Origin of the sequence: Micromonospora sp. NPDC023956 (genome assembly GCF_040639195.1) — a bacterium.
Taxonomy (GTDB): domain Bacteria; phylum Actinomycetota; class Actinomycetes; order Mycobacteriales; family Micromonosporaceae; genus Micromonospora.
Map to the genome: position 1 here is coordinate 51,091 of NZ_JBEZZN010000022.1, position 25,157 is coordinate 76,247.

Below are 25,157 nucleotides of genomic sequence, written 5' to 3' on the forward strand. Positions count from 1 at the left end.
ACAGGGCCGGCGGCCGGGTCAGGCTGTCGTGGAGCCAGCAGGGCGGACCGGGCGAGCCGCGACCACGATCCCCGGCGGGAGGACTAGCCGGTGAGCAGGTCCCCGGCCGGGCGGACGGTGCCGACGGCGTGGGCCAGGGTGGCCAGGGTGGCCCGCTGCACCGCCTCCGCCGACAGCGCGAAGCCGGGGGTGGTGACCGGCAGCGCGGCGGTCAGGTCGGCGACCACCAGCACGTCCAGGTCCCGGGCGCGGGCGTCCTGGGCGGTGGCCTGCACGCAGATGTTGGTGGTGACCCCGGTCAGCACCACCCGGTCCGCGCCGACTGACCGGAGCACCCCCTCGAGGTCGGTGCCGTAGAAGGCCGACTGGCGGGGCTTGACCACCCGGATCTCGTCGTCCCGGGCGCCGAGGCCGGGGTGCAGCTCGGCAGCGGGCCCCCGGAACAGGTCGTCGACCGCGCGGCCGTTGGCCGCGGTGGTGGCCCGGCCCATCGACACGCCGGGTCGCAGCTCCCGGGTCACCCAGACCAGGGGCACGTCCCGGCGTCGGGCCGCCTCGGCGAAACGGGCGATCCGGTCGACGAGTCCGGGACCGTCCGGGACCGCCAACGGTCCTTCCCCGGAGACGTACTTGCGTTGGACGTCGATGACGATCAGGGCGTCGCCGGGACCGAGGGCTCGCACGGCGCCTCCTCCCGGATCGCCGGCCGGTCCCGGTACCGGCCGAGGTCGGTCTCCGGGTCGAGCACCGCGTCGAGGAGCTGCCGGGTGTACGCCGCTTCCGGGCGCTGGTAGATCGTGTCGACCCGGTCGAGTTCGACGATCTTCCCGGTGGACATCACCGCGACCTGGTCGGAGATGTACGCCACCGCGGCGAGGTCGTGCCCGATGAAGAGGTACGTCAGCCCGAGCCGCGCCTGGAGGTCACGGAGCAGGTTGAGGATCTGCGCCTGGATGGAGAGGTCGAGGGCGGCCACCGGCTCGTCGAGGACCACCAGCGCGGGTTCCAGGGCCAGCGCGCGGGCGATGGCGACCCGTTGGGCCTGCCCGCCGGAGAGCTGGTGCGGGAAGCGGGTGGTGTAGTCACCGTCCAGCCCGACCAGGTCGAGCAGCTCGGCGACCCGGTTGCGGCGCTCCGCCTTCGACCCACGCTTGTGCACCAGCAGCGGCTCGTCGACGATCTGGCCGATGGTCATCCGGGGATCCATCGAGGAGAACGGGTCCTGGAAGACCACCTGGAGGTTGCGCCGGACGTCGCGCATGGCCTTACCGGAGAGGCGGGCGATGTCGACGCCGCCGATCTCCACGCGTCCGGCGGTCGGCGTGAGCAGCCCGGCCATGATCATCGCGGTGGTGGACTTGCCCGAACCGGACTCCCCCACCAGGCCGAGGGTGGTGCCCTTGGGAATGGTGAAGGAGACGTCGTCCACCGCCCGCAGCACCCGGGCCTTCCGGCCGGACCCGAGGGGGTACTCCTTCACCAGGTTCTCGACCACGACGAAGGTCTCGTTCGCCCCGGCGCGGGTGTCGACGAGCGCCTCGCCACCGTCGCGCCAGTAGCCGAGGTCGCCGTCGGCGGTCAGCTCGACGGTCCAGTGGCAGGCGGCGACCTGTCCGGCGCCGGTCGGTTGCGGCAGCGGCAGTTCCTCCGCGCAGCGGTCGGTGGCGAACCGGCACCGGGGGTGGAAGGAGCAGCCGGCCGGCAGGCGGGCCGCGTTCGGCGGGGAGCCGGGAATGGCGGTCAGGGTGGAGCGGAGCCGCCGCAGCCGGGGCAGGGACCCGAGCAGCGCGGCGGTGTACGGGTGACCGGGCTGGTGCAGCACCTGCTCGGCGGTGCCGTACTCGACGACCCGGCCGGCGTACATGACCGCGACCCGGTCGGCGACGGCCGCCGCGACGCCGATGTCGTGGGTGATCAGGACGACGCCCATGGAGAGCCGGTCCCGCAGTTCCATCATGGTTTCCAGCACCGCGCCCCGGACGCTGGTGTCGAGGGCGGTGGTGGGCTCGTCGGCGAGGAAGAGCGGCGGGTCCAGGGCGATCGCCATGGCGATCATGACCCGTTGGCGCATGCCGCCGGAGAGTTGGTGCGGGTACTGCCCGGCCCGGCGGGGCGGGTCGTCGATCCGGACCACCTCGAGCAGCTCGACCGCGCGCTGCCAGGCGTCCTTCGCCGACGCGCCCCGGTGCACCCGCAGGATCTCGGCGATCTGGTCGCCGACGGTGAAGCTCGGGTCCAGGGAGCTCATCGGATCCTGGAAGACCATGCCGTAGTTCTCGGCGCAGAACTTCCGCAGCTCCCCGCCGCGCAGGCCGAGCACGTCGCGGCCCTGGAAGCGGACCCGCCCGCCGGTGTGCCCGTTCGACGGCAGCAACCCGGCGATGGCGTGCAGCGAGACGCTCTTGCCGGAGCCGGACTCGCCGAGCACCACCAGGGTCTCGCCCTGGTGCAGCGACCAGGTGGCGCCCCGGACGGCGTGCACCGGGCCCCGGGGGGTGTCGAAGGTGACGTCGAGCCCTTCGACCTCGAGCAGCGGTACGGCGTCAGCGCCGGCCATGCGGATCCCACCTCTCACTCAGCCAGTCGCCGACGATGTTGACGCTCAGCACCACCAGGGTGATGGCCACGCCGGGGACCAGCGGGATCCACCAGGCGGTGTCGAGGTAGCCACGGCTGGCGCTCAGCATTCCGCCCCAGGTGGCGGTGGGCGGTGGCACCCCGAGCCCGAGGAAGCTGAGCGAACTCTCGATGACGATGGACCGGGCCACCACGAAGGTCCAGACGACGATCAGCGGGCCGGCGATGTTGGGCAGCACGTGCCGGGCCAGGATGCCCACGCCCCGGCGGCCGATGGCGACCGCCGCCCGGAAGTAGTCGGTGGAGACCACGTGCAGGGTCTTGGCGTGGGCGAGCCGGGTGAACGGCACCCACTCCCAGAGCACCAGCACGATGATCAGCACCGACAGCCGGGCCCCGAAGACCGCCACCACGGCGAGGGCGACGATCAGGAACGGGAACGCGGTGAGGATGTCCACCGTCCGCATGATCACCGCCTCGACGATGCCCCGGTAGTAACCGGCGACGACACCGAGGACGGTGCCGAGCAGGCCGGCGAGGGTGGCCGCGACGAAGCCGATGGTGAAACTGATCCGGCCGCCGTAGATGGCCCGGCTGAGCAGGTCCCGGCCGAGTTCGTCGGTGCCGAGCAGGTGGGCGCCCTCGCCGCCGAACAGCCCCGGTTCGGCGAGCCGGTTGAGCAGGGACTGCTCGTTCGGGTCGTACGGGGCGACGGCCGGGGCGAAGATGGCCGCCAGTACCCCGACCACCAGGAAGCCGAGGGCGATCCGGGCGCCGAGGTACCTCGGCAGCAGCCGGCGGCGGGTCCGCCGGGGCGCGGGGACGGCCTCGGCCTCCGGTTCGCCCCTACCGGGCCGGGGAACGGTCACCAGTGTGCTCATCGGGTCACCAACTGCGCCTTGAGTCGGGGGTCGACCACCTGGTAGAGCAGGTCGACGATGAAGTTGATCAGCACGACGAGCACGCCGATGACGAACACGCCCGCCTGGAGGACCGGGTAGTCACGGGCGGTGACCGACTCGACCATCAGCCGGCCCAGGCCGGGCCAGGAGAAGACCGACTCGACCACCACCGAACCAGCGATGAACTGGCCGAGTTCCAGCCCCACCAGGGAGAGCATCGGCACGGTCACGTTGCGCAGGATGTGCCGGTACCGGATCCGCCGGGTGCTGTAACCGAGCGAGTTCGCCGTCCGGACGTACCCCTTGCTCAGTTCCTCCAGGGTGTACGCCTGCACCAGCCGCATCTGCCGGGCGCAGATGAAGGCGGAGAGGGTGAGGGCCGGGAGGATCAGGCTCATCACCCCCTCCCCGCCGAAGCTGGGCAGCCAGCCGAGGGTGACCGCGAAGACCATGATGAGCAGGAGGCCGAGCACGAAGTTCGGCACGCTCTGCCCGAGGATGGCGAGGCCGTTGACGACCCGGCCGAGGAGCCCGTCCCGGTGTACGGCACCGAGCACCCCGGCCGGCACGCCGATCCCGACCGCGATGACCATCGCGATGGTGGTCAGCAGCGCCGACGCCGGCAACCGGTCCAGCACCAGCGACATCGCGTCGCTGCGGTACTGGTAGGAGTCGCCGAAGTCGAGTACCAGCAGGTCACCGAGGAACTTCAGGTACTGGACCAGTACCGGATCGTCCAGCCCGAGGTTGCTCCGGATCGCCGCCAGGGTCTCCGCGTCCGCGTCCGCCCCGGCGATCGCCGCCGCCGGGTCACCGGAGATCCGGACCAGGAAGAACACCAGGCTGGACAGGCCGAGGATGACCAGGACCAGCTGGAGGAGCCGCTGTCGCAGGAGCTTCACCACGGTCGGTTCCCGCCTAGTCCTTGACCTTGGTGATCAGCTCCCAGGCCGGGTTGCCCGCCTGGTCCACCGTGAAGTCCCGGATCTTGTCGGAGCTGGCCCAGATGTCCGGCAGGGTCATGACCGCCACCGAGGGGACGTCCTCCTTGTAGATCTTCGACAGCTCGCAGAACGCCTGCTGCCGTTCCGGCGTACCCTCCTCGGCGGCGCGCAGCTTGTCGAACCACTGGTCGTAGGTCGGGTTGGAGTAGCCGATGTTGTGCTGGGGGTACCCGGTGACCAGGCGCTCGAGCTGCACCGAGGCGTCCACGAAGGGCGAGCTGCTCATGCCCCAGGCGAACATGTCGGCCCGCTGGGTGCGGCCGTAGTAGACGTCGAGGTAGTTGGAGAACTCCATCGGGACGATCTCCACCGACTCCACCGCGTCGAGCTTGCCGATCATCTCGCCGATCGCCTGCGCCAGCAGGGTGTCGTTGAGGATGAAGCCCTGCGAGGTCTGGAACTTCAGCTTGAGCCCGGAGACCCCGGCCTCGGTCATCAGCTTGTTCGCCGCCGCCAGGTCGTACGGCCAGCGGGTCACGTCCTGGCAGTAGCCGGACATGAACTTCGGCGCGAGCTGCCCCTCACCGACGTCACCCTTGCCGCCCATCACGCCCTTGACCAGGGCGTCCAGGTCGAGGGACTGAGCGATGGCCCGGCGGACCCGGACATCGGTCAGCGGTCCGGAGTCGGTGTACAGGTCCAGCGCGTAGGTCCGGGGTTCGACCGCGTCGTGGATCTGGTAGTCGGACGACTCCAGGGACTTGATCGCGTCGATCGGGACCTTGGTGATGATGTCGACGTCACCGGCCTTGAGAGCGGCCACCCGGGCGGCGTCCTCCGGAATCGCCTTGAAGGTGATCGAGGCCGGCTTCGCCTCGCCCTGACCGGAGTTGGGGTTCGGCACCAGCACGAGCTCCTTGCCGGGGACGAACTTCTCCACCATGAAGGCGCCGGTGCCGATCGGCTTGACGTTGAACGCCTTCGACCCCACCTTCGCGTGCTCCTTGGGCGGAACGATCGGCATCGCGCCGAGCAGCCGGGGCAGGATCGCCTCCGGCGCGCTCATGTCGAAGCGGATGGTGTGGTCGTCGGTCGCCTCGACCTTCTTGATGATGCCGAGCTTGCCGCGGATGCTCGCCTCGTTCTTCGGGTCGAGCATGAACCGGGTGGAGTAGACCACGGCGGCGGCGTCCACCGGCTCGCCGTTGGCGAACTTCAGGTCCTTGCGCAGGACGAACTGCCAGGTCAGGTCGTTGACCCGGGTCCAGGACTCGGCGACGCCGGGGACCACCTTGGCCCCCTCGCCGAGGGTGTCGACCCGGGTCAGCAGGGACCAGACCGGGTAGGCGTAGAAGGAACGCGGCGGTGAGGTGGCGGAGAACGCGTCAAGGTCGGGGTTGATCACCCCGACCCCGACCACGATGTCCGCCCCGGCCGCTCCCGGGGAGGAGTTCGACTGGTTCTCACCGTCCCCGTTGGATGAACTACAGGCGGTAGCCAGGAGGGCCACCACCCCGACCAGAGCAGAAACCTTCAGGGCTCTGAACCGGCCGAGTGCTCCCGTCTTCGGACTCATCCCGGCACCCCTCTCCCAAGAGATTCACACATCGATCCGCATAGCGGAACAGCGTTTCTACACACTAGGACCGGGTTCTCGACAGTGTCAACGGCCTGACGTGCCGTTATGGACCTGTGCTCACGTCTGCGGTACGTTCATCGAAACATTGTTCCGCTGAATGGACCGCCCGTGGCGTCTCCTCCACCGCTCGGCACCGGCGGGCTCCTGACCGTCACCGCCCTGTCCGCCGTCGCCTCCACCGGTTACGGAACGTTCGCACCCGCCATGGCGGAACTCGCTACCGCGTACCGGGTGGGCGAACCGGCGGTCGGGGTGCTCCAGGGCGCGATCGCGGTACCGGGCATCGCCCTGACCGTGCTCCTGGGCGGGCTCTCCGACCGGCTCGGGCGGGGTCGGGTGGCGCTCGGCTGTCTGCTGCTCTTCACGGTCGCCGGCACCGCCTGCGCGCTGGTCGACTCGTTCGGCGTCGCCGTCGCGCTGCGGGCGGTGCAGGGCGTCGGCTTCGCCGGACTGCTGACCATCCCTCCGACCGTGATCGGCGAGGCCCTCACCGGTGCCGCCCGGCAGCGCGGTCTGGCGGTCAACACCTTCGTGCTGACCAGCGCGTCGACCGTCGGGCCGGTGGTCGGTGGCGCGGTGGCCAGCATCGGCGACCCGCGCAACGTGTTCTGGATCTACGCGCTGGGCGTCCTGCTGGTACCCGGCACGGTCCGGGTGCTCGGGCTGGCCCCGGGCCGAGCGGCCGGTCCGGGTCACCGGGCCCCGCACGTCCTGGCCGACCTGCGGCGTACCGGCGGGCTCGGCACGGTGGCCGGCGCGCTGGCGCTCACCACGGTCGTGATCACACTGATGTCCGCGGCGACCGCCGCGATGCTTCCCCTGGCCCTGGACCGGGTCTTCGAGGTGCCGTTGGCCGCCCGGGGCGTCCTCGTCGGGCTGGGCAACGTGGGCAGTCTCGCCGCCTCGGCGACGCTGGTGATGCTCGCCGGCCGGCTGGGCGACCGGTACGTCGCCCAGCTCGGGCTCGGGCTGTGTGCGGTGGCGCTGCTGGCGACCGCCGTCGCCCCGGCGGTGTGGGTGGTCGCGGTCACCGTCGTGGTCCTCGGCGTCGGGGTCGGCTGCGCGTACAACGCCGCCGTCCACGCCGTGACCCGGCAACCGGTGGACGGCCGGGGGCTGCTCATCGGGGCCTGGTCGGCGTCCTCGCGGCTGGGTCAGGCGACCGGGCCGGCCCTGGGCGCGGCCCTGGTCGGCCTGGTCGGACCGATGGCCGCGTTCGGCGTCGGCGGACTCGCCGCCACGGCCGCGCTGGTCGTCCTCGCCGTGGCCGGCCACCTCGCCACCCGCCGGTGACGGTGGCGGTACGCCGCCTCCGTCACCGCGACGGGGACCTGACCGTCCGCTCCCGTCGGCTCACCTGGCGTCCCTCAGCCGCTGCCGGGCCCGGCGCCACCGGTGACGTCAGCCGGGGAGGCCGTAGAGGCGCAGGGCGTTGCCGCGCAGCACGGCGGCGGCGGACTCCGGACGCAGGCCCAGCTCGGCGAACTCGGTCATCGCCCGTTCCGGGTCGATCACCGGGTAGTCGGTGCCGAAGAGCACCTTCTCCCGCCCGAAGGTGTTCATGAAGTGCACCAACGACGCGGGCCAGTGCTTCGGGGCGTACGCGTCGACGCCGACGTAGACGTTGGGGTGCTTGTACGCGACGGCGATCATCTCCTCCGTCCACGGCCACCCGATGTGGATCCCGACCAGCTTCAACTCCGGGAACTCGCAGGCGACCGTGTCGAGGGTGATCGGCCGGCCGACGCTGCGCAGCGGGCGGGCGTCGTCGTACCGGAGGCAGTGGCCGACCTGGAGCTGGATGGGGATGTCCAGCTCGGCGCACTTGGCGTAGATCGGGTAGTAGCGGCGGTGGTCCGGGGGCAGCCCGAACCAGTGCGGGTAGGAGTGCGCGCCGACGAAGCCGTACTCGGTGACCGCGCGTTCCAGGTGGCGCAGCTCGGCCATGCCGGCGGTCGGGTCGAGGCCGACCAGTCCGCTGAACCGGTCCGGGTGCGCGGCGACCATCTCGGCCACCGTCTCGACCTGGAGGTGGAAGCTGTTCACGTCGGTGGCCGGGCCCAGTTTGGCGGCGATCAGGAACGACCGGTCGATGCCGGCCCGGTCCATCTTCGCCAGGTACTCCTCGACGGTGGTACCGGGCAGCCGGTCCCCGGCGCCGATCTTGCGGCCGAGGAAGTCCTGGCTCCAGGCCGGCCGGGCGGCCACGATCTCGGGGGTGTACGGGTTCACGACCACGTCGATGGCACCGGTGTGCACGGTCACGACCTCTCTCGGAAGCGGTGTCGACCCGCCTGACGGCGGTCGATGGAAGCGGTGTCGGCCCGCCTGACGGCGGTGGGCGAAGCGTCGTCGCCCCGCCTCGCGGCGGTCGGCGGAAGCGTGGTCAGCCCGCCTGACGGCGGTCGACGAGGCGACGCGGTTTGGCGTCGGCGAGCGGGTCGTAGATGTCGTCCGCGCCGACCACCCGCACCCCGGGGGTGAGGTGGGTCAGCGCGTGGATCCGCTCCCGGACCACCGGCGCCAGCGCCTCGGCGTCGGTCCCGGCCACCGGGGCGAACTCCACCACGACGCCGTCGCCGGAGAGCGGGTCGCCGGGGCGTCGGTGGTCGAGCACCACCCGGTACTCCGCGACCCCGGCCAGGTCGGCCAGGGCGTCCCCGAGCACCGCCAGGTTGACCAGGGTGCCGTTGACCTTGACCAGGTCCCTGGTCCGCACCGGTTGGGAGACGATCCGCTCGGCGGTACGCCCGCAGGCGCAGCGCTCGCGGGTCAGCCGGACCACGTCGCCGACGGCGTACCGGAGGAAGGCGGTGCCCCGGGCCCGCAGGTGGGTGATCAGCAGCAGTCCGGCCTCCCCGTCGGGCAGCGGCTCCCCGCTGGCCCGGTCGACCACCTCCAGGTGGATCAGGTCCGGGGTGGGGTTGTGCCAGCCGTGGCCGTCCGCGCACTCGATCATCGACCAGCCCTCGGTCGAGCCGTACCGGTTGGCGACCCGGGCCGTACCCGCGCCCACCGCCCGCAGCCGCTCCCGCAGATCGTCGAGACCGGCGGCGCTGGTCGCCTCGCCGGTGACGAAGCACCAGCGGACAGCGGGCAGGCGCAGTCCGCGCTCGGCGGCCCGGATCAGCACCCGGCGGACGAACCCGGAGACGCCCCAGAGCACCGTCGCGCCGTGCGCCACCACCAGGTCGATGGCCTCGTCGAGGCGGCGGTGCACCGGCCAGTCCGCCGACGGACGGCCGGTGTGCCCCTGCACGATGCTCGCGCCGATCGCCGCCGCCGTCCGGTCGGCCCGGATCCGGGCCCCCATCGGGAACGGGGTCAGCGGGAAGAGGTTGGCGATCACCTCGTCGGCGCCGAGCCCGAGCAGCCGGGCGCAGCGCCGGGCGTGCAGCAGGTAGCCCCAGTCGTCGCTGGTGGTGACGTAGAGCGGGGCGGGCGCGCCGCTGGTGGTGCCGGTGGTGTAGATGAGGTACGCCAGGGTGCGTTCGGCGATCGGCAGGTCGGCCGACGGCTCCAGCCGGAAGGACTCCGGGTCGGCGAGGAAGTCCTGTTTCCCGGTGACCGGCAGCCGGGCCAGGTCGGCGACGCCGCGCACCCGCTCGGGGTCGACTCCGGTCCGGGCGAAGAGGCGTCGGTAGTGGGGATGGTGGCGGGCGAGCAGCCGGACCTGGGCGGTGACCAGGGGGTCACGGAGTCGGTCCACCTCGGCGGGGTCCGCGTAGAGCAGCGAGTCGCCCGAGAGGTCGAGCGCGGGGTGCACCGACACGGTCGTTCCCTCCTGTGGGACCGCCCGGCCCCACCACCGGGGGCGTCACTCTGGGGAGCGTCGCCCGATGATCTCCGACTCCCGGTGACCCAGCAGGGCCGAGAGCCGTCGTACGCCGTCCAGCAGCGCGACCGCCGCCTCGTCGATCTTGGGTTCGAAGCGGCGCAGCGGGCCGCAGACGCTGATCGCCGCGATCGGCTCGCCCCGGTGGTCGAGGACCGGGGCGGCCACCGAGGCCGCGTCGGCCTGCCGCTCGCCGAGCGACCGGGCGTAGCCGCGCTCGCGGATCGCCGCCAGGTCGGCGCGGAGCCGGTCGGGCGAGGTGATGGTGCTGTCGGTCAGTCGCTCGAACGGCCCGGCGGCCAGGTACGCGTCCTGCTCCTGCGGGTCGAGGAAGGCCAGCAGCGCCTTGGACGACGAGCCGGCGTGCAGCGGGTACGGGTGCCCGAGCCGCACCGACATCCGGATGTCCGCGGGCGGGGTCTCCTGGTCGATGTAGACCCGGGTCCAGCCGCTGCGGATGGAGAGCGTCGAGGTCTCCTGGGTGGCCACGACCAGCTCGTGCAGGATCGGCTGGGCCATCCGCCGCACGTCGATGCCGTCGAGGTAGGTCAGGCCGAGCTTGAGGGCCGCGGGGCCGAGCGCGTACCGGCGGGTCTGCGGTTCGATCTGGATGTAGTCCTTCTCCAGCAACGTCGACAGGATCCGGTGGACGACGGCCTTGGAGAGCCCGAGCGCCTTCGAGATCTCGGTGACCCCGAGGGTGGACTCCCGGCGCTCGGTGAAGAGGGTGAGCACCTCCATCGCGCGACCCACGGTGAGAATCGTCTTGCTGGTCTCGCTCACTGACAGTCCTTCCGCCACGGGCTCCCACCGCGCCGTCGGGAGACGCGGCGAACGAGATCGTACGACGGAACCGTCGTCGTTCCTCACAGCGGAATGCCGTTTTCGGCCATCAGTGGGTCGAGCAGGGCGTCCACCGACGTCGCCTCGGGCAGCGCGCGGGCGGCCTCGGCGACCGCGGTGACCCGCTCGGGCGACAGCACCCGGCCGGCGTTGTCCCGGAACTTGCCGGCCACCTCCTCGTCGGTCAGGGGACGCTGCGATCCGCCCCGGTTGGCCAGCACCGCCTCCTCCAGCGTCCGACCGTCGGTGGTGCGCACCCGCAGCACGGCCGGGAACTGGTGCGGGAAGATCGCGTCGCAGCGCGGATCGGCGACCACGGTGATCCGGCGCATCAGCTCCCGCCGGGCCGGGTCGCGGGCGAGTTCGTCGGTGAAGTCGTCCAGGCCGAGGCCGAGACCGCCGCCGCCGAGCAGCGCCGCCGCGATGGTGTACGGGCCGGAGAACTGTGCCTGGTAGCCGGTCTCCGGTGCCTGCTTGACGGCGAGCGGCTCACCGATGGTGCGGACCGTCGCGGTGGGCACGGCCAACTCGGCGGAGGCGACGTCGGTGGCGCGCAGGCCGGCCGCGCGCAGCGCCAGCGCCGCGTCGATGCCGGCGTGGGTGAAGTGGTTCGCCGGGTACGGCTTGAAGAAGATCCCCGGCACCTCCCACCGCTCCCCCAGCCCGTCGACGACCGCGTCGGCGTCGAACTCGCCGCCGAGGAAGGCCTGGAAGAAGCCGAAGCGGCCCTCGAGGAGGGTGCCCGGTCCGGTGATGCCCCGCTGCGCGAGCTGGGCCGCCCAGACCCCGGCGTGCGCGGCCCAGCCGCAGTGCATCCGCTTGACCGTGCCACCGGTCCGGTTGCCCTCGATGATCCCGGAGGCCATGCTCGCGGCGATGCCCATGGCGTGCAGGACGCCCTCGGCGTCCAGGCCGAACAGTTTCCCGGCCGCGACGGCCGAGCCCAGCGCCCCGCACATCGAGGTGGCGTGCTGGCCCCGTTCGAAGTACCGGTTCGCCCCGGATTCCCGGTCGTACCCGGCCATCCCCACCCGTACGCAGGTCTCCAGGCCGACCGCGATGGCGGCGGTGACCTCCGCGCCGGTGGCCCGGGTCTGGTCGGCGACGGCGAGCGCCGCCGGCACCACGCTGGCGCTCGGGTGCAGCACCGACGGCAGGTGGGTGTCGTCGTAGTCGAGCGAGTGGGCGAGCACGCCGTGCGCGAAGGCCGCCTCGCTGGCCGGTACCCGCTCGCGCAACCCGATCACCCGGGCGACCGGCCGCCCGCCGCGCTCGGCGACTAGGTCGAGCACGGCGGCGCTGGTGGGCAGGGTGGTGGCGGCGACCGCGATGCCGAGCACGTCCAGCACCCGCTGGGCGACGCTGTGCGCCACCGGCGCGGGCAGCGGGCGACCGGACGGCCCGTACGCCACGGCGAACTCGGCGAGCTGCCGGCCCAGCGTGGCCTCCACCCGCGCCCGGGGTGCCGTCGTGGTCATCGGGCCACCACCACGGCGAGCGGCCGGACCGGACTGCCGGTCGCGCCGACGATGTTCAGGTGGGCCAGCACGATGGTGAACTCGTGCACCCCGGCGCCGGCCAGTTCCTCCAGCGCCATCGCCTCGATCAGGTTGATCCCGTGCTCGACCAGCAGCACCCGGTGGGCGGGTAGCAGGGCGTGCCCCGAGCCGGCGACCAGCCGTTCGAAGGCGATGGTGTCCGCGCCGGCCAGCCGGACGCCCCGGGCGCCGATCCAGCGGGCCCCGTCCTCGCCCACCCCGGGCACCCCGGTCACGTGCCCGATGTACGCCTCACGGTCGTCGTACCGGCGTCCCCAGCCGCTGCGGATCAGGACGACGTCCCCCGGCCCGACCGGGGTGCCCTGGTGGGCGACGGTCCGGTCCAGGTCGGCCGGGGTGATCTCGTAGGCCGGTTCGAGTTCGGGCAGTCCGAGCGCGGCCGGTACGTCGAGCAGTACCCCCCGCCCCACCAGCGGGGGCAGTTCGTCGATCGAGCCGGTGGCGAAACGACCGCCGGTCTGCGCCCGCAGGGCGTCGGAGCCACCGTGCAGCCGGCCGTCGACCGAGACGTGGGCCAGCGCGTCGATGTGGGTGCCGACGTGGGTGCCGAGCGAGATCAGGTCGTTCGCGGCGGACATGCCGTCGGCGCGGTGACTGTCGCCGTGCCGCCGGGGCAGGGTGTGCCAGAACGGCGGGTGGTTCGGCGACTGGGGCATGCCGATGCGCAACGGCCGGCCCAGGTCGAAGACCCGTACGCCCTCCGCGACGGCGTCGAGCAGGACGTCTCCCCGCCGCTCGCCCGGGATGGTCTCCACCGTCATCGCAGCACTCCCCGGTCTCGCAGCGCGGCGAGTCGATCCGCGCCGATGCCCAGCTCCCCGCCGAGCACCTGGTCGGTGTCGGCGCCCAACGCCCGTCCGGTGAAGCGGATCGCACCGGGGGTACCGCTCATCCGGAACAGCACGTTCTGCATCCGGATGCTGCCCAGGTCCGGGTCCGGGACCTGGGTGATCATGTCCAGCGCCCGGACCTGCGGGTCGGCGAGCAGCTCGTCCGGCGCGTACACCGGGGCGACCGCGGCCCCGGCGGCGGTGAACGCGTCGACCACCTCGGCCCGGGTCCGCTCGCCGATCCAGTCGGTCACGTACCCGTCGAGCAGGTCGGCGTGCCGGGCCCGGCCGGCTCCGGTGGCGAACCACTCCTCGGCGGTCACCTCGGGGTGGCCGACGAGGGTCAGCACCCGTTCGGCGATGGAGTTGGCCGAGGTGGAGATGGCCACCCAGTGCCCGTCCCTCGTCCGGTACGTGTTGCGCGGCGCGTTGTTCAGCGACCGGTTACCGGTGCGCTGCTGGACCACGCCGAGCTGGTCGACGTAGATGACGCTCGGGCCGACCGCGGTCATGATCGGCTCCAGGATGTCCAGGTCGATCTCCTGGCCGGTGCCGTCGCCGGTGGCACGCGCGTAGAGCGCCATCATGACCGCCGACGCGCCGGTGATCCCGGCGATCGAGTCGGCCAGGCCGAACGCCGGCAGCGTCGGCGGACCGTCCGGCATCCCGGTCAGGTGGGCGAAGCCGCTCATCGACTCGGCCAGCGTGCCGAACCCCGGTCGGCCGGCGTACGGGCCGGTCTGCCCGAAGCCGGTGACCCGCAGCAGCACCAGACCGGGGTTGACCGCCCGCAGGCTCTCCCAGCCGAGGCCCCACTTCTCCAGGGTGCCGGGGCGGAAGTTCTCCACCACCACGTCGGCGGTGCGCACCAGCTCGCGGAAGATCTCCTGACCCTCCGGGTCACCGAGGTAGAGCCCCACGGTCCGCTTGTTGCGACCGATCATCTTCCACCAGAGACCGACGCCGTCCTTGCTGAGCCCGTGGCCCCGCATCCCGTCGCCGTGTCGCGGGTGCTCGATCTTGATCACGTCGGCCCCGAAGTCACCGAGGATCTGACAGGTCAACGGGCCCGCGAGGATCGTCGACACGTCCAGCACCCGGATGCCGTCGAGCGCCTGCCGGTTCTGCGACCCCTGCCCGCCCACCCGATCCCACTTTCCTCGTCCGGAGCACCGCCCTGTTCCGTTGATAGGAACGGCGTTCCTCGAACCGTACCGAGTGACGTACCGGCTGGTCAAGGACGCGGAACGGGCACGCACCCCGGGTGCGGGGCGGGCGGGCGCACCGGCGAAACCGGTGCGGGTGGGCGGTGGCCGTTCGCGGGGTCTCCCGGCAGCGGTCAGACTCGACGTCGTGACCCCCACCCCGCCCACGGCCGGCCCGCCCGTCCGCGACGTCGCCCGTGCGTCCGCGCCACCGCCGGCCGTCCGCCCGCACCCGCTCGCGCACCGTCGGGGGCCGGGCGGAGTCGGGCGGGCCCCGTGTCACCACGGCGAGATCCTCCAGGGCGTCTTCCTCGACGCCGACGGACGCCCGTGCCGGGGGGTGGTCACCCTTCCCGTTCCCGGTACGGGCACCACCGCCACCTTCGTCCGCCGGCCGGGCAGCCCCGCCGAGCACCTGACGGTCCGCCCGACCGGCCGGGACAAGGCACGGCGCGCCGCCGTCCTGGCGGTGACCGAGTGCGCGCGCCGGGCCGGGCACCGCCCGTGCGGCGGGTGGCTCCGGCTGCACGGCGAGGTTCCGGTCGGGATCGGAATGGGCTCCTCCACCAGCGACGTCATCGCCGCGGTACGCGCCGTCGCGGCCAGCTTCGGCGTCCGGCTCCCCCCGGAGACGGTGGCCCGGATCGCCGTCCGGGCCGAACGGGCGTCCGACCCGTTGATGCTGGGCGACCACGCGACCCTGTTCGCCTCCCGCCAGGCCCGGGTGCTGGAGGACTTCGGCCGTCCACTGCCCGCCGTCGTCGTCCTGTCCTGCACCACCGGCGCGGGCCGCCCGGTGGACACCCTCGCCCTGCCCGCGCCGTCCGTCCGCGAGGTGCCGGCGTACGAGGAGCTGCGGGCTGCGGTGCGGCAGGCGGTCGCCACCGCCGACGTCGCACTGCTGGCCCTGGTCAGCACCGAGAGTGCCCGCCGCAACCAGGCCCTGCTCGGCAAACCGGAGCTGGACGTCCTGGAGAGAGTCGCGGCCCGGACCGGGGCGGCCGGCGTGCAGGTCGCACACACCGGCAACGTGGCCGGACTGCTGTTCGACCCGGCGACGCCCGACCTGTCCGCCCGGCTGCGCCGCGCCGCCCGGTGCCTGTCGGCGCGCGGCCTGCCGGTCGGCCGGACCTTCGGCAGCTGACCGGGGGACGCACCGGACTCAGCGAGCCCGCGGGCGCACCGGACTCAGCGGGCCCGCGGGCGCACCGGACTCAGCGGGCCCGCGGGCGCACCGGACTCAGCGGGCCCGCGGGCGCACTGCACTCAGCGGGCCCGCGGGCGCACTGCACTCAGCGGGCCCGCGGGCGCACTGCACTCAGCGGGCCCGCGGGCGCACCGATTTCAGCGGGCGCGCTCCGGATCGGACGACCCGTCGACCGTGACCCCGGACGGGACCGGGCTCCCCGCCGCGCCGCCGGCCCGGGACGCCGACGGGTCCGCCGCCCCGGAAGCCGGCGGGTCCGCCGACTCGACCGTCCCGGGCTCCCCCGTCGGGTCCGCCCCGGCGTCCGGGTCCGTCGGCGGGGCCGCCGATCCGGCCGCCCGGTGGGTCCGTGGTGTCCAGGCCACCGCGAGGCAGCCACCGACCAGGGCGAGCAGCATGCCGATCAGGAAGCCGCCGAGGTTCGAGGTCAGCCAGGAGGCCAGAGCCAGGATGATCGAGACGATCGCGTAGAAGGCCCGCTGGGCGGGCGTGGCGAGCAGGAGCACGCCACAGGTCAACAGCAGCAGCGGAACGAGATAGCCGGCCATCCCCTGAAGTCCGATGTGGAGGATGACCGGCAGGGGCGCGCGCACCGAGGCGAGGATCTCGGCCCCGCCCAGGATCACCAGGAGCGCGCCCCAGAACGGACGGGTCCGACGCCACCGCCGGAACCGGCCTGACCGGTTCCGGCGGGGCGCGGCGGCGGGCCCGGGGACCGCACCGGCCATCGTCAGCAACCCTCGGAGGTGAAGCTCATCCGCAGATTGGGCAGGGTGAAGGCGGCGGCGGTGGTGGCCCAGTTGTTCTGCCGGAGCTTGTCGATGACCACCGTGTCGGCCTGCTGGGCGAAGACGCCGATGCCGCCCTTGACGCCCGGAACCTTGTCGAGGGTGCTGGCGTCCTGGCCGATGTCGATGTTCGAGAAGTCGGCGTCACCGGCGATGCTGTCCGAGTCGACGACGAGGGTGCGGGCCTTGACCGGCTTGCCGGCGTCACCGGCGGTGATCTTGAGAACCATCCCGCCCATGTTCACGCTCTGGCAGAGATTGGTCAGCTCGGCCCGGTTGATCGCGGAGACGATCACCACGACCTGACCCCCGGTGTCCCCCTCGTTGGGGCTGCCCTCGACCATGTGGTCCAGTGCGGCGAACTGCTCGAAACCGGTGCCGTCGAGCCGGTCGGCGGTCACCGTGAAGGGCAGGCCGGAGATGGAGAACTGCGCTGCCAGTACGCCCTGGGCGGTGAGCAGCACCATGGCGGCGCTGAGCACACCGGTGCCGAGAAGCATCGGAAAGAAGCGGCGCCAACGGACCGCACCTTCCTCGGGGATGGCCGTGGAGGCGTGCGCGATATCGACAGACGACATGACGACTCCTTTGATCGAATGGCGTCCTGGTGGGTTGTCCGTGGCAGGGATGGAACAAGTTACCGCCCAGTACGGTACGCGGTCAAGACGTCTGCCAGCTGCGTCTTCACCGATGGCAAAAGAGTCAAAAACCTCGATCAAAAGGCGCTGGAATTGTTTCTTGACGGCGTCGCCATCGGAGGCATATAACATCGGCAGAATTCATTGCTTCCCGTCGTGACGGCGCGTTCTGCGATCCGTCCGACCCACACCGACGCGGCGCCCCCCGCCCGCCGGCCCCGTCCCGGGTCGACCCGCGGACGGTCACGTCGCGCCCGCACCGCCCGACGCCCCGACCCGGCCCGAGGCCGCTCGGGTCGGCGGGTGCCACCCGAGGAAGGGAGGCACGCCCCCGCCCGGTCCCATCCCCCACCACACCCACCCGGTCCCACCCCCACCACACCAGGGAGACGTCATGCGCAGGTACGCGTACCTCACCCTCGCCGCGGCCTCGACGATGCTGGCCGTGCTCGCCACCGCCGGCCCGGCCGCCGCGGCGGGCAACGTGCTCACCTACAACAGCGCGACCGGCCCGTCGGTCGCCGTCGGCCAGACGCTGACCGCGAACCTGAAGTCCGGCACCACGGCGAACCTCTACAACTCCACGACCGGCAGCACCGGCGTGAAGTGCTCCCAGTCCACCTTCGCGGCCACGGTCACCAGCAACCCCACCGCCCCCGGTACGGCGACCGAGAACGTCGGCACGCAGACCGTCAGCAGCTGCACGAGCAACGTCGTCGGAGTGGTCGGCGTCCGGAGCATCACGGTGAACAACCTGCCGTTCAACGCCTCGGTGACCAGCGGCAAGGTCCTCACCATCACCGGCGGCGCGGCCGGCCCCATCCAGACGACCGCCGTCCTCAGCACCCTGCTCGGCACCATCACCTGCGTCTACCAGGCCAACGGCAACCGCCTGGTCGGCACGGCGAACAACACCGACAAGTCCATCAACCTGACCAACCAGCCGTTCACCAAGGTCTCCGGTCCCGGCACCTGCTTCTCCACCGGCTACTTCACCGTGACCTACGCCCCGGTCAGCGGCCCGGGTGGCGCGGTGTTCGTGAACTGACGGTCCCGACCGGCCGGTGGTGACCCCACCGGCCGCCCGCCCGGCCGGTGTCTCCCGACACCGGCCGGGCACGGGTGTGGACGGGGGCTGCTCGACCGGGGTGGACGGTCTGCCGGCATCCGGCCCGTCGGGCGTCGGGCGTCGGGCGTCGGGGACGTGGTGTCCGCCCCGGCCCGGTGCGGCAAATCCGGTCGCCCCGGATCCGCCGGTCGGTCATGATCGGCGACATGGAGCGTCCGTACCGCGAGATCCGGGCCGGGTACGGCGCGGACACGATCACCGTCTACCAGGCGTACGCCCCGGCGATCGCCACACCGGCGCTGCGCCACGGCCGGTTCGTCGCACCGTTCAAACGCGAGCGGATGACCTGGGTCAAGCCGTCGTTCCTGTGGATGATGTACCGCTGCGGCTGGGGTGCCAAGCCGGACCAGGAGTGCGTGCTCGCCATCGAGATCAGCCGGGCCGGCTTCGAGTGGGCGCTGGCGAACTCCTGTCCGAGTCACCACGACCCCGACCGCTACGCCGACCACGCGGCCTGGTCCCACCACCTCCGGCGCAGCCCGGTCCGGGTGCAGTGGGACCCGGAACGTGACCTGGACCTGCGACCGCTGCCGTACCGCTCGCTCCAGGTCGGTCTCTCCGGCACGGCCGTCGACCGGTACGTCGAGGACTGGATCGTGGACATCCGCGACGTCACCCCCGTCGCCCACGCCGTCCGGGCGAGACTGGCCGAGGGGGACCGGACAGGGGCGCGGGCGGTGCTGCCGATCGAGCGTCCGTACCCGCTGCCGGTCGACCTGGCCGTCCACGTCGGAGCATCGACGGTCGACGGCCCCTCCCCGACTCCGGTGACCGCCCCGACCTCCCGCGACGGGGACGGGGCTCGCTGACGAGCCGTGCCGGGCCGACGGTAGCCTTGCGCCGCGTCATGCCGTGGAGCTTCCACCGGCGTGACGTCCGCGATCGTACGGAGGGTGGCGCATGTCCCACGGCGAGGAGCCGTTCGCACTACGCGATGTCATGATCTCGCGACCGAGTTTCGAACTCACGCTGCGCGGCTACGACAAACGACAGGTGGACCGGTACGTCGAACAGGTGGACGCCGAGATGACGGCGCTGGCCGGCGCCCGCGACCGGGCCGCCGGCCAGCTCCACTCCCTGACGGCACAACTCCAGCAGGCCCAGACGGAACTGGTCGAGCTGCGCCAGCGGCCGACCCAGGTGGACCGGGCCACCTTCCGCGACCTGGGCCCGATGGTCGACCAGATCCTGGCCCTGGCGGAGAAGCAGGCCGACGCGATCGTCGAGGCCGGCACCGCGCGGGTGTCCGGGCTGGAGACCGAGGCGGAGCGGGTGCTCACCGAGGCCCGGGAGCAGGCGACCCGGCAGCTGCACGACCTGGAGGAGGAGCTGGCCACCCGGCGGGCCGAGCAGGAGAAGGCCCACGAGGAGCTGCGGGCCTCCGCCCAGGCCGAACTGGCCGAGATCCGCGAGCTGGCCCAGCGGTTGCGCGCGGAGGGCGAGGCCGCGCACGAACGCGCCCTCCAGGACGCCCAGCGGATCAACGAGCAGACCGCACAGCAGGTCGAGCGGACCCGGGCCGAGGCCGAGGCGCTGCTGGAGGCCGCCCGTACCCAGATCCAGCAGGAGGTGCACGCGGCCCGCACGCAGACCCAGCAGGAACTGGCCCAGTGGCAGGCCGGCGTGGAGCGGGAGATCGAGGAGCGGCGCGCCGCCGCCGAGCAGGAACTCACCGAGCACCGGGCGGCGGCGGAACAGGAGGTGACCCGCCAGCGGACCACGGCCGAGCAGAAGATCGCCACGCTCGTCACCGAGGCCCAGCAGTACGCGACCAGGCTCCGTCAGCACGCCGACGAGCAGGCCGCCGTCCACCAGCAGCAGGTCACCGCCGTGCAGCAGGACATCCGGGAGCGGCGACAGGCCCTGGCCCAGCTCCAGAGCGAACTGGACGCCGCGCAGCAGCACCTGGCCCAGGCACGCCAGGAGGCGGGCGGTGTGGAGCGCGAGGCCGCCCAGCTCCAGCAGCGACTCACCGACACCCGCCAGGAACTCGCCGGTGAGCTGACCCGGCTGGAGGAGGTGCGCCGGGCGGCCGAGTCCGCCGAGCGGCACGCCAAGGACGTCCGGGCCCGGGTGCAGCGCGAGGCGAAGCGGGTGGCCGACCTGGCCGCGGCGGCGGTGATGGCAGCCGCTGCGGGCGGTGCCCCGACCAGCGAGTACCCCCAGGTCGCGCCCCGGCCGGACGGGGCCAACGGAGCCAGCAGGGCCCACGGAGCCAACGGGGCGCAGGAGGCCACCGACCCCGCCGGCGGCAGGGTCGGCGCGGGCGCCTGAGCGGACGCGGCGGACGGCGGCCCCGCCGTCCGCCGCGTCCCGTTCCGCCCCGGGCCAGCGCCCTGGGGGTCGCCCCCCCCCAACCGACGAACGTCCCCCTCGCGGCGTCCGAGGGGTGTTTCCGCCTGCGCGTCCTCTGACGACGACCCGGGTGCGGTGCCGGAGCTGGTCGGCTTGCACAGCGGTGGGAACCGGGTGCGGCGGTGGCGGGAAGAATGCGGGAAGCGCCCGGTGAGTGACGACCGTCAGTCTTGTGTGCCAGCGCCTCGCGGAGGTGGCTGCACAAGGGTCGGACGACGCGAGGAGCACTCCCGGTGAACCCCTTCGATGACGAGAACGCCCGGTTCAAGGTCCTGGTGAACGACGAGGGCCAGTACTCCGTCTGGCCGGCGTTCGCGGAGGTGCCCGCCGGATGGACGGTCTGCCTGCCCGACTCCGCCCGCAGCGAGTGCCTGGCCTACGTCGAGACGAACTGGGTCGACATGCGGCCCCGCAGCCTGGTCGAAGCGATGCGGGCGGGCGACGCGCGGTGACGGTGAGCCCCACGGCCGCCGACGTCGACCTGCGCGGCGGCGAACTCTTCGCGTTCCTCAGCTCACCGCAGGCCGACACCATGAACTTCCTCAACGAGATCGCGCTGCGGTTCCCCGACGCCATCTCGTTCGCCGCCGGCCGGCCGCACGAGGGCTTCTTCAGCGTCGACCTGATCCGGCGGTACCTCGACACGTACACCGAGCACCTGCTGCGCGAGTACGACGGGGACGAGATCCGGGTCTGTCAGGACCTGCTCCAGTACGGCCGGACCAAGGGCCTCATCCACGACCTGATCGCCCGGAGCCTCTCCGTCGACGAGGGCATCGAGGTCGACGCGGACTCGATCGTGGTGACCGTGGGCGCGCAGGAGGGGATCTACCTGGTGCTGCGGGCCCTGCGCCGGACCGCCGAGGACGTGGTCCTGGCGGTACAGCCCGGTTACGTCGGACTGGCCGGCGCGGCGGAACTGGTGGACATGCCGGTCCGGCCGGTGCGCGGCGGTCCCGAGGGCGTGGACCTGGCCGACCTGGGCGACACGTTGCGCCGCGCGCGAGCCGTCGGGCTGAACCCGCGGGCGCTGTACCTGAACACCGACTTCGCCAACCCGACCGGCCGCAGCCTGGACCGGGCCACCCGGGAGCAGCTGCTGCGCACCGCCGAGGACGAGGGGATCCTCCTCATCGAGGACAACCCGTACGGCATCTTCGGCCCGGAGCGGGAGGGCCCGCCCACACTGAAGGCGCTGGACCGCTCCCGCCGGGTGGTGTACGTGGGCTCGTTCGCCAAGTCCGGCTTCCCGGGCGCCCGCGTCGGATACGTCGTCGCCGACCAGCGGGTCGACCGGGACGGACGCCGGGAGTCGCTGGCCGACCAACTCGCCCGGCTCAAGAGCATGCTGACGGTCAACACCTCCCCGATCGGCCAGGCCGTGATCGGCGGGAAGCTGCTGGAGAACGGGTTCAGCATGCGCGCCGCCAACAAGCGGGAGATCGACGTCTACCAGCGCAACCTCCGGCAGCTCCTGGACGGCCTCGCCGCCCACTTCCCGGCCGGCAGCCGTCCGGAGGTCACCTGGAACTCGCCGGACGGCGGGTTCTTCCTGCTGCTGAACGTGCCCTTCGAGGCCGACGACGACGTCCTGGAACGGTCCGCGCGGGAACACGGCGTGCTCTGGACCCCGATCCACCACTTCTACGGCGACGGGCGACCGCGTCGGCAGATCCGGCTGTCCTTCAGTCACCTGAGCCCTGCCGAGATCGACGAGGGCCTGCGCCGGCTCGCCGGCTTCGTCCGTTCCTGACCCGCGACGTCACCCGCGGCCCGCCGCAGCAGCCCGCGTGCTGCACCCCGTACCTGTCGAAAGAGAGCAGTCTGATGGTCCCGTTGTCGTTCGCGCAGCGTCGGTTGTGGTTCCTGGACCGGTTGGAGGGACCGTCGGCGACGTACAACATCCCGGTGGTGACCCGGGTGCGGGACCGGATCGACGTCGCCGCGCTGGAGAGCGCGGTGACCGACGTGGTGGGCCGCCACGACATCCTGCGGACGGTCTACGTGGAGGTCGACGGGGAGCCGGTCCAGCGGGTGCTGCCGATGGCCGAGGCGCGGGTGGACTTCGCCCACGCGGTGCTGTCGCCGGACGAGGCCGACGCGGCCGTCACCCGGACCTGCGCGCAGCCGTTCGACCTGGCCACCGAGTTGCCGCTGCGGGTGCGGCTGTTCACCCTCGCCGAACGGGAGCACCTGCTCGTCATCTCGCTGCACCACATCGCCGGGGACGGCACGTCGATGGGGCCGCTGAGCCAGGACCTCTCGACCGCCTACGCGGCCCGCACCGCCGGGCGCGCCCCCGAGTGGGAGCCGCTGCCCGTCCAGTACGCCGACTACAGCCAGTGGCAGCGGAGCCTGCTCGGTGCCGAGGACGACCCGGACAGCAAGATCAGCCGTCAGCTCGCCTACTGGGGCGACGCCCTCGCCGGGCTGCCCGAGGAACTGCCGCTGCCCACCGACCGTCCCCGCCCGCCGCAGGCGTCCTACCGGGCCGGGCGCGTCGACCTCACCATCGACCCGGCCACCCACGACGCGCTGCGTGCCGTCGCCCGCAACCGCGACGCCACCCTGTTCATGGTCGTCCAGGCCGCCATCGCCACCCTCCTCACCCGGCTCGGGTGCGGCACCGACATCCCGCTGGGCACCGTCGTCGCCGGACGCACCGACGAGAACCTCGACCAGCTGATCGGCTTCTTCGTCAACACCCTCGTCCTGCGCACCGACACCACCGGCGACCCCACCTTCGGCGACCTGGTCCACCGTGTCCGCGACGCCGACCTCACCGCCTACGACCACCAGGACCTCCCCTTCCAACGCCTCGTCGAGCACCTCCAGCCGGCCCGGTCGCTCGGCCGGCACCCGCTGTTCCAGATCGCCTTCGCGGTGGACCGGGGACTCGTCCTGGAACTGGACGGGCTGGACGTGGTGGCCGAGAAGGCCCCGTTCGAGACGGCGAAGTTCGACGTGTTCTTCGGGTTCGTCTCCCGGGACGGCACCAGCGAGCTGGAGCTGACCGTCACGTACGCGAAGGACCTCTTCACCCGGGCCGGCGCGGAGGCGCTGGGGCGACGGCTGGTGGGCGTGCTCGAGCAGGTCGCCGCCGCCCCGGAGCGACGGCTGGGCGCCACCGACATCCTGACCGCCGAGGAACGCCGGCAGGTTCTCGACGGTTTCCAGCGCGCCACGCCCCGGGTGCCGTGCGAGACCCTGCCCGCGCTCTTCGACCGGCAGGTACGGCAGCACCCGGAGGCCGTCGCGGTCGTCGACGGCGGTACGCGGGTCACCTACCGGGAACTGAACGCCAGGGCCAACCGTCTCGCCCGTCACCTGACCGGGCAGGGAGTCGGACCGGACGTCCCGGTGACCGTGTCGATGAGCCGGTCGGTGGACCTGGTCACCGTCCTGCTGGCGATCAGCAAGGCGGGCGGCTGCTACGTGCCGCTGGACCCGGCGTACCCCGCCGCCCGCAAGGAGTACGTGCTGCGGGACACCGCACCGCCGGTGATCGTCGTCGACGACCCCGGCGTGCTGCCCGACGTCACCGCGACGAAGCTCCTGGTCCTCGGCGACGACCTGTGGCGTGAGCTGGCCACCCTGCCCGACACCGACCCGCGGCCCACGCTGCACCTGGACAACGCCGCGTACGTGATCTACACGTCGGGGTCGACGGGCGCGCCGAAGGGCGTCACGGTCACCCACCGGGGAATCAGCCGACTGGCCCACCGCTACCAGCAGGACTTCGAGGTCCGCCCCGGCAGCCACGTCCTCCAGATCGCCTCGATCGGCTTCGACGGCTCGGTCTGGGAGATGCTGATGGCCCTGCTCGCCGGCGGCGCCGTCATCCCCTTCGCCCCGGAGCAGCTCCTCACCGCCGGCACCGATCACGACCTGGTCGGTCGGACCACGCACGTCACCGTCACCCCGTCGCTGCTGGCCTCCCTGCCGGCCGGCACGATCCCCGCCGGAGCGATGGTCATCACCGCGAGCGAGGCCTGCCCGCAGTGGCTGGTCGACGCCTGGTCCGTCGACTACCGACTGGTCAACTCCTACGGCCCCACCGAGGTCACCGTCTGCGCCAGCGGCGGACCCCTACCCCCCGGCCAACCCGTCACCATCGGCGTCCCCGTCGCCAACACCGACCTCTACGTCCTCGACGGGTCGTTGCAGCCCGTGCCGGTGGGCGTACCCGGTGAGCTCTACGTGGCCGGTCCGGGCCTGGCCCGGGGGTACGTGAAGCGTCCCGCCCTGACCGCCGGGCGGTTCGTCGCCGACCCGTACGGACCCCCCGGCACCCGTATGTACCGCACCGGCGACCTCGTCCGCTGGGACACCAACGGACACCTCCACTTCCTCGGCCGCACCGACGACCAAGTCAAGATCCGCGGCTTCCGCATCGAACTCGGCGAAATCGAAACCACCCTCACCGCACGACCCGACATCCACCACGCCGCCGTCATCGTCCGCGAGGACCAACCCGGCGACAAACGCCTCACCGCCTACCTCGTCCCCACCGACGGCACCCCCGTCGACGTCACCGACCTGCGCCGGGACCTCGCCACCCACCTACCCGACTACATGATCCCCACCGCCTACCTGGTCATGGACAACCTGCCCATGACCGCCAACGGCAAACTCGACCGCACCGCCCTACCCGCCCCCACCCACACCACCACCGCCCACGCCGCACCCCGCAACGCCCGACAAAC

At 72.5% G+C, this 25,157-nt stretch carries 21 protein-coding genes; 8 read left to right on the plus strand and 13 right to left on the minus strand.

Annotated features, from left to right (window positions below; genetic code table 11):
• Positions 1-83 precede the first annotated feature (83 nt).
• The 5 genes from AB0F58_RS28045 to AB0F58_RS28065 are packed head-to-tail and all read right to left on the minus strand — an operon-like array spanning position 84 to position 5,999.
• Positions 84-683, minus strand: coding sequence for an isochorismatase family cysteine hydrolase (locus tag AB0F58_RS28045; protein ID WP_357149197.1), 600 nt, complete (start codon positions 681-683; stop codon positions 84-86).
• A complete protein-coding gene (locus AB0F58_RS28050; RefSeq protein ID WP_357149200.1) occupies positions 653-2,557 on the minus strand; it encodes an ABC transporter ATP-binding protein in 1,905 nt (634 codons plus the stop codon). The genes AB0F58_RS28045 and AB0F58_RS28050 overlap by 31 nt, the downstream gene beginning before the upstream one ends.
• Positions 2,544-3,458, minus strand: a complete 915-nt coding sequence (locus AB0F58_RS28055; RefSeq protein ID WP_357149203.1) for an ABC transporter permease — start codon at positions 3,456-3,458, stop codon at positions 2,544-2,546. The genes AB0F58_RS28050 and AB0F58_RS28055 overlap by 14 nt, the downstream gene beginning before the upstream one ends.
• Complete coding sequence (locus AB0F58_RS28060; RefSeq protein ID WP_357149206.1) at positions 3,455-4,384, minus strand: ABC transporter permease; 930 nt, start codon at positions 4,382-4,384, stop codon at positions 3,455-3,457. Before AB0F58_RS28060 ends, AB0F58_RS28055 begins: the two co-directional genes overlap by 4 nt.
• Before the next feature lie 13 nt (positions 4,385-4,397).
• Positions 4,398-5,999, minus strand: a complete 1,602-nt coding sequence (locus AB0F58_RS28065; protein WP_357149209.1) for an ABC transporter substrate-binding protein — start codon at positions 5,997-5,999, stop codon at positions 4,398-4,400.
• Positions 6,000-6,170: 171 nt separating this feature from the next.
• Here AB0F58_RS28065 and AB0F58_RS28070 point away from each other — a divergent pair, with 171 nt between their 5' ends.
• Positions 6,171-7,355: an MFS transporter gene (locus AB0F58_RS28070; protein ID WP_357149212.1), complete on the plus strand. Its 1,185-nt coding sequence runs from the start codon at positions 6,171-6,173 to the stop codon at positions 7,353-7,355.
• 108 nt (positions 7,356-7,463) lie between these two features.
• Here AB0F58_RS28070 and AB0F58_RS28075 read toward each other — a convergent pair whose 3' ends face one another.
• The 6 genes from AB0F58_RS28075 to AB0F58_RS28100 all read right to left on the minus strand — a co-directional run bounded on the left by AB0F58_RS28075 (position 7,464) and on the right by AB0F58_RS28100 (position 14,274).
• The gene (locus AB0F58_RS28075; protein ID WP_357149215.1) at positions 7,464-8,327 is read right to left on the minus strand and encodes an amidohydrolase family protein; all 864 of its coding nucleotides are present in this window, start codon (positions 8,325-8,327) and stop codon (positions 7,464-7,466) included.
• Positions 8,328-8,448: 121 nt separating this feature from the next.
• Entirely contained in the window at positions 8,449-9,834 is a 1,386-nt protein-coding gene (locus AB0F58_RS28080; RefSeq protein ID WP_357149218.1) for an AMP-binding protein, read from the minus strand.
• A gap of 45 nt (positions 9,835-9,879) precedes the next feature.
• A complete protein-coding gene (locus AB0F58_RS28085; protein WP_357149221.1) occupies positions 9,880-10,680 on the minus strand; it encodes an IclR family transcriptional regulator in 801 nt (266 codons plus the stop codon).
• Positions 10,681-10,763: 83 nt separating this feature from the next.
• The gene (locus AB0F58_RS28090) at positions 10,764-12,218 is read right to left on the minus strand and encodes an MmgE/PrpD family protein (protein ID WP_357149224.1); all 1,455 of its coding nucleotides are present in this window, start codon (positions 12,216-12,218) and stop codon (positions 10,764-10,766) included.
• Complete coding sequence (locus tag AB0F58_RS28095; RefSeq protein WP_357149227.1) at positions 12,215-13,060, minus strand: cyclase family protein; 846 nt, start codon at positions 13,058-13,060, stop codon at positions 12,215-12,217. Before AB0F58_RS28095 ends, AB0F58_RS28090 begins: the two co-directional genes overlap by 4 nt.
• Positions 13,057-14,274, minus strand: coding sequence for a CoA transferase (locus AB0F58_RS28100; protein WP_357149230.1), 1,218 nt, complete (start codon positions 14,272-14,274; stop codon positions 13,057-13,059). Before AB0F58_RS28100 ends, AB0F58_RS28095 begins: the two co-directional genes overlap by 4 nt.
• Positions 14,275-14,482: 208 nt before the next feature.
• On the opposite strand from AB0F58_RS28100, the gene AB0F58_RS28105 reads away from it, so the two are divergent.
• Positions 14,483-15,478 (plus strand): hypothetical protein, encoded by a 996-nt coding sequence (locus tag AB0F58_RS28105; RefSeq protein WP_357149233.1) that lies wholly within the window; start codon positions 14,483-14,485, stop codon positions 15,476-15,478.
• Positions 15,479-15,678: 200 nt separating this feature from the next.
• Here the strand turns inward: AB0F58_RS28105 and AB0F58_RS28110 are convergent, their stop codons facing one another.
• Both AB0F58_RS28110 and AB0F58_RS28115 read right to left on the minus strand, forming a co-directional pair.
• Positions 15,679-16,269 (minus strand): DUF6114 domain-containing protein, encoded by a 591-nt coding sequence (locus AB0F58_RS28110; protein WP_357149236.1) that lies wholly within the window; start codon positions 16,267-16,269, stop codon positions 15,679-15,681.
• 2 nt (positions 16,270-16,271) lie between these two features.
• Positions 16,272-16,907, minus strand: a complete 636-nt coding sequence (locus AB0F58_RS28115; RefSeq protein ID WP_357149238.1) for a DUF6230 family protein — start codon at positions 16,905-16,907, stop codon at positions 16,272-16,274.
• Positions 16,908-17,361: 454 nt separating this feature from the next.
• Between AB0F58_RS28115 and AB0F58_RS28120 the strand changes: the two genes are divergently transcribed.
• From AB0F58_RS28120 to AB0F58_RS28145, 6 genes are all read left to right on the plus strand, one after another.
• Positions 17,362-18,015, plus strand: coding sequence for a Tat pathway signal sequence domain protein (locus AB0F58_RS28120; protein WP_357149241.1), 654 nt, complete (start codon positions 17,362-17,364; stop codon positions 18,013-18,015).
• 227 nt (positions 18,016-18,242) lie between these two features.
• Entirely contained in the window at positions 18,243-18,905 is a 663-nt protein-coding gene (locus AB0F58_RS28125; RefSeq protein WP_357149243.1) for a DUF4291 domain-containing protein, read from the plus strand.
• Between the two features lie 91 nt (positions 18,906-18,996).
• Positions 18,997-20,370, plus strand: a complete 1,374-nt coding sequence (locus tag AB0F58_RS28130) for a hypothetical protein (RefSeq protein ID WP_357149246.1) — start codon at positions 18,997-18,999, stop codon at positions 20,368-20,370.
• 314 nt (positions 20,371-20,684) lie between these two features.
• Positions 20,685-20,903: an MbtH family protein gene (locus AB0F58_RS28135; RefSeq protein WP_357149249.1), complete on the plus strand. Its 219-nt coding sequence runs from the start codon at positions 20,685-20,687 to the stop codon at positions 20,901-20,903.
• Positions 20,900-22,204, plus strand: coding sequence for a PLP-dependent aminotransferase family protein (locus tag AB0F58_RS28140; RefSeq protein ID WP_357149252.1), 1,305 nt, complete (start codon positions 20,900-20,902; stop codon positions 22,202-22,204). Before AB0F58_RS28135 ends, AB0F58_RS28140 begins: the two co-directional genes overlap by 4 nt.
• Before the next feature lie 74 nt (positions 22,205-22,278).
• On the plus strand, positions 22,279-25,157 hold a 2,879-nt coding region (locus AB0F58_RS28145; protein WP_357149255.1), incomplete at its 3' end, for an amino acid adenylation domain-containing protein.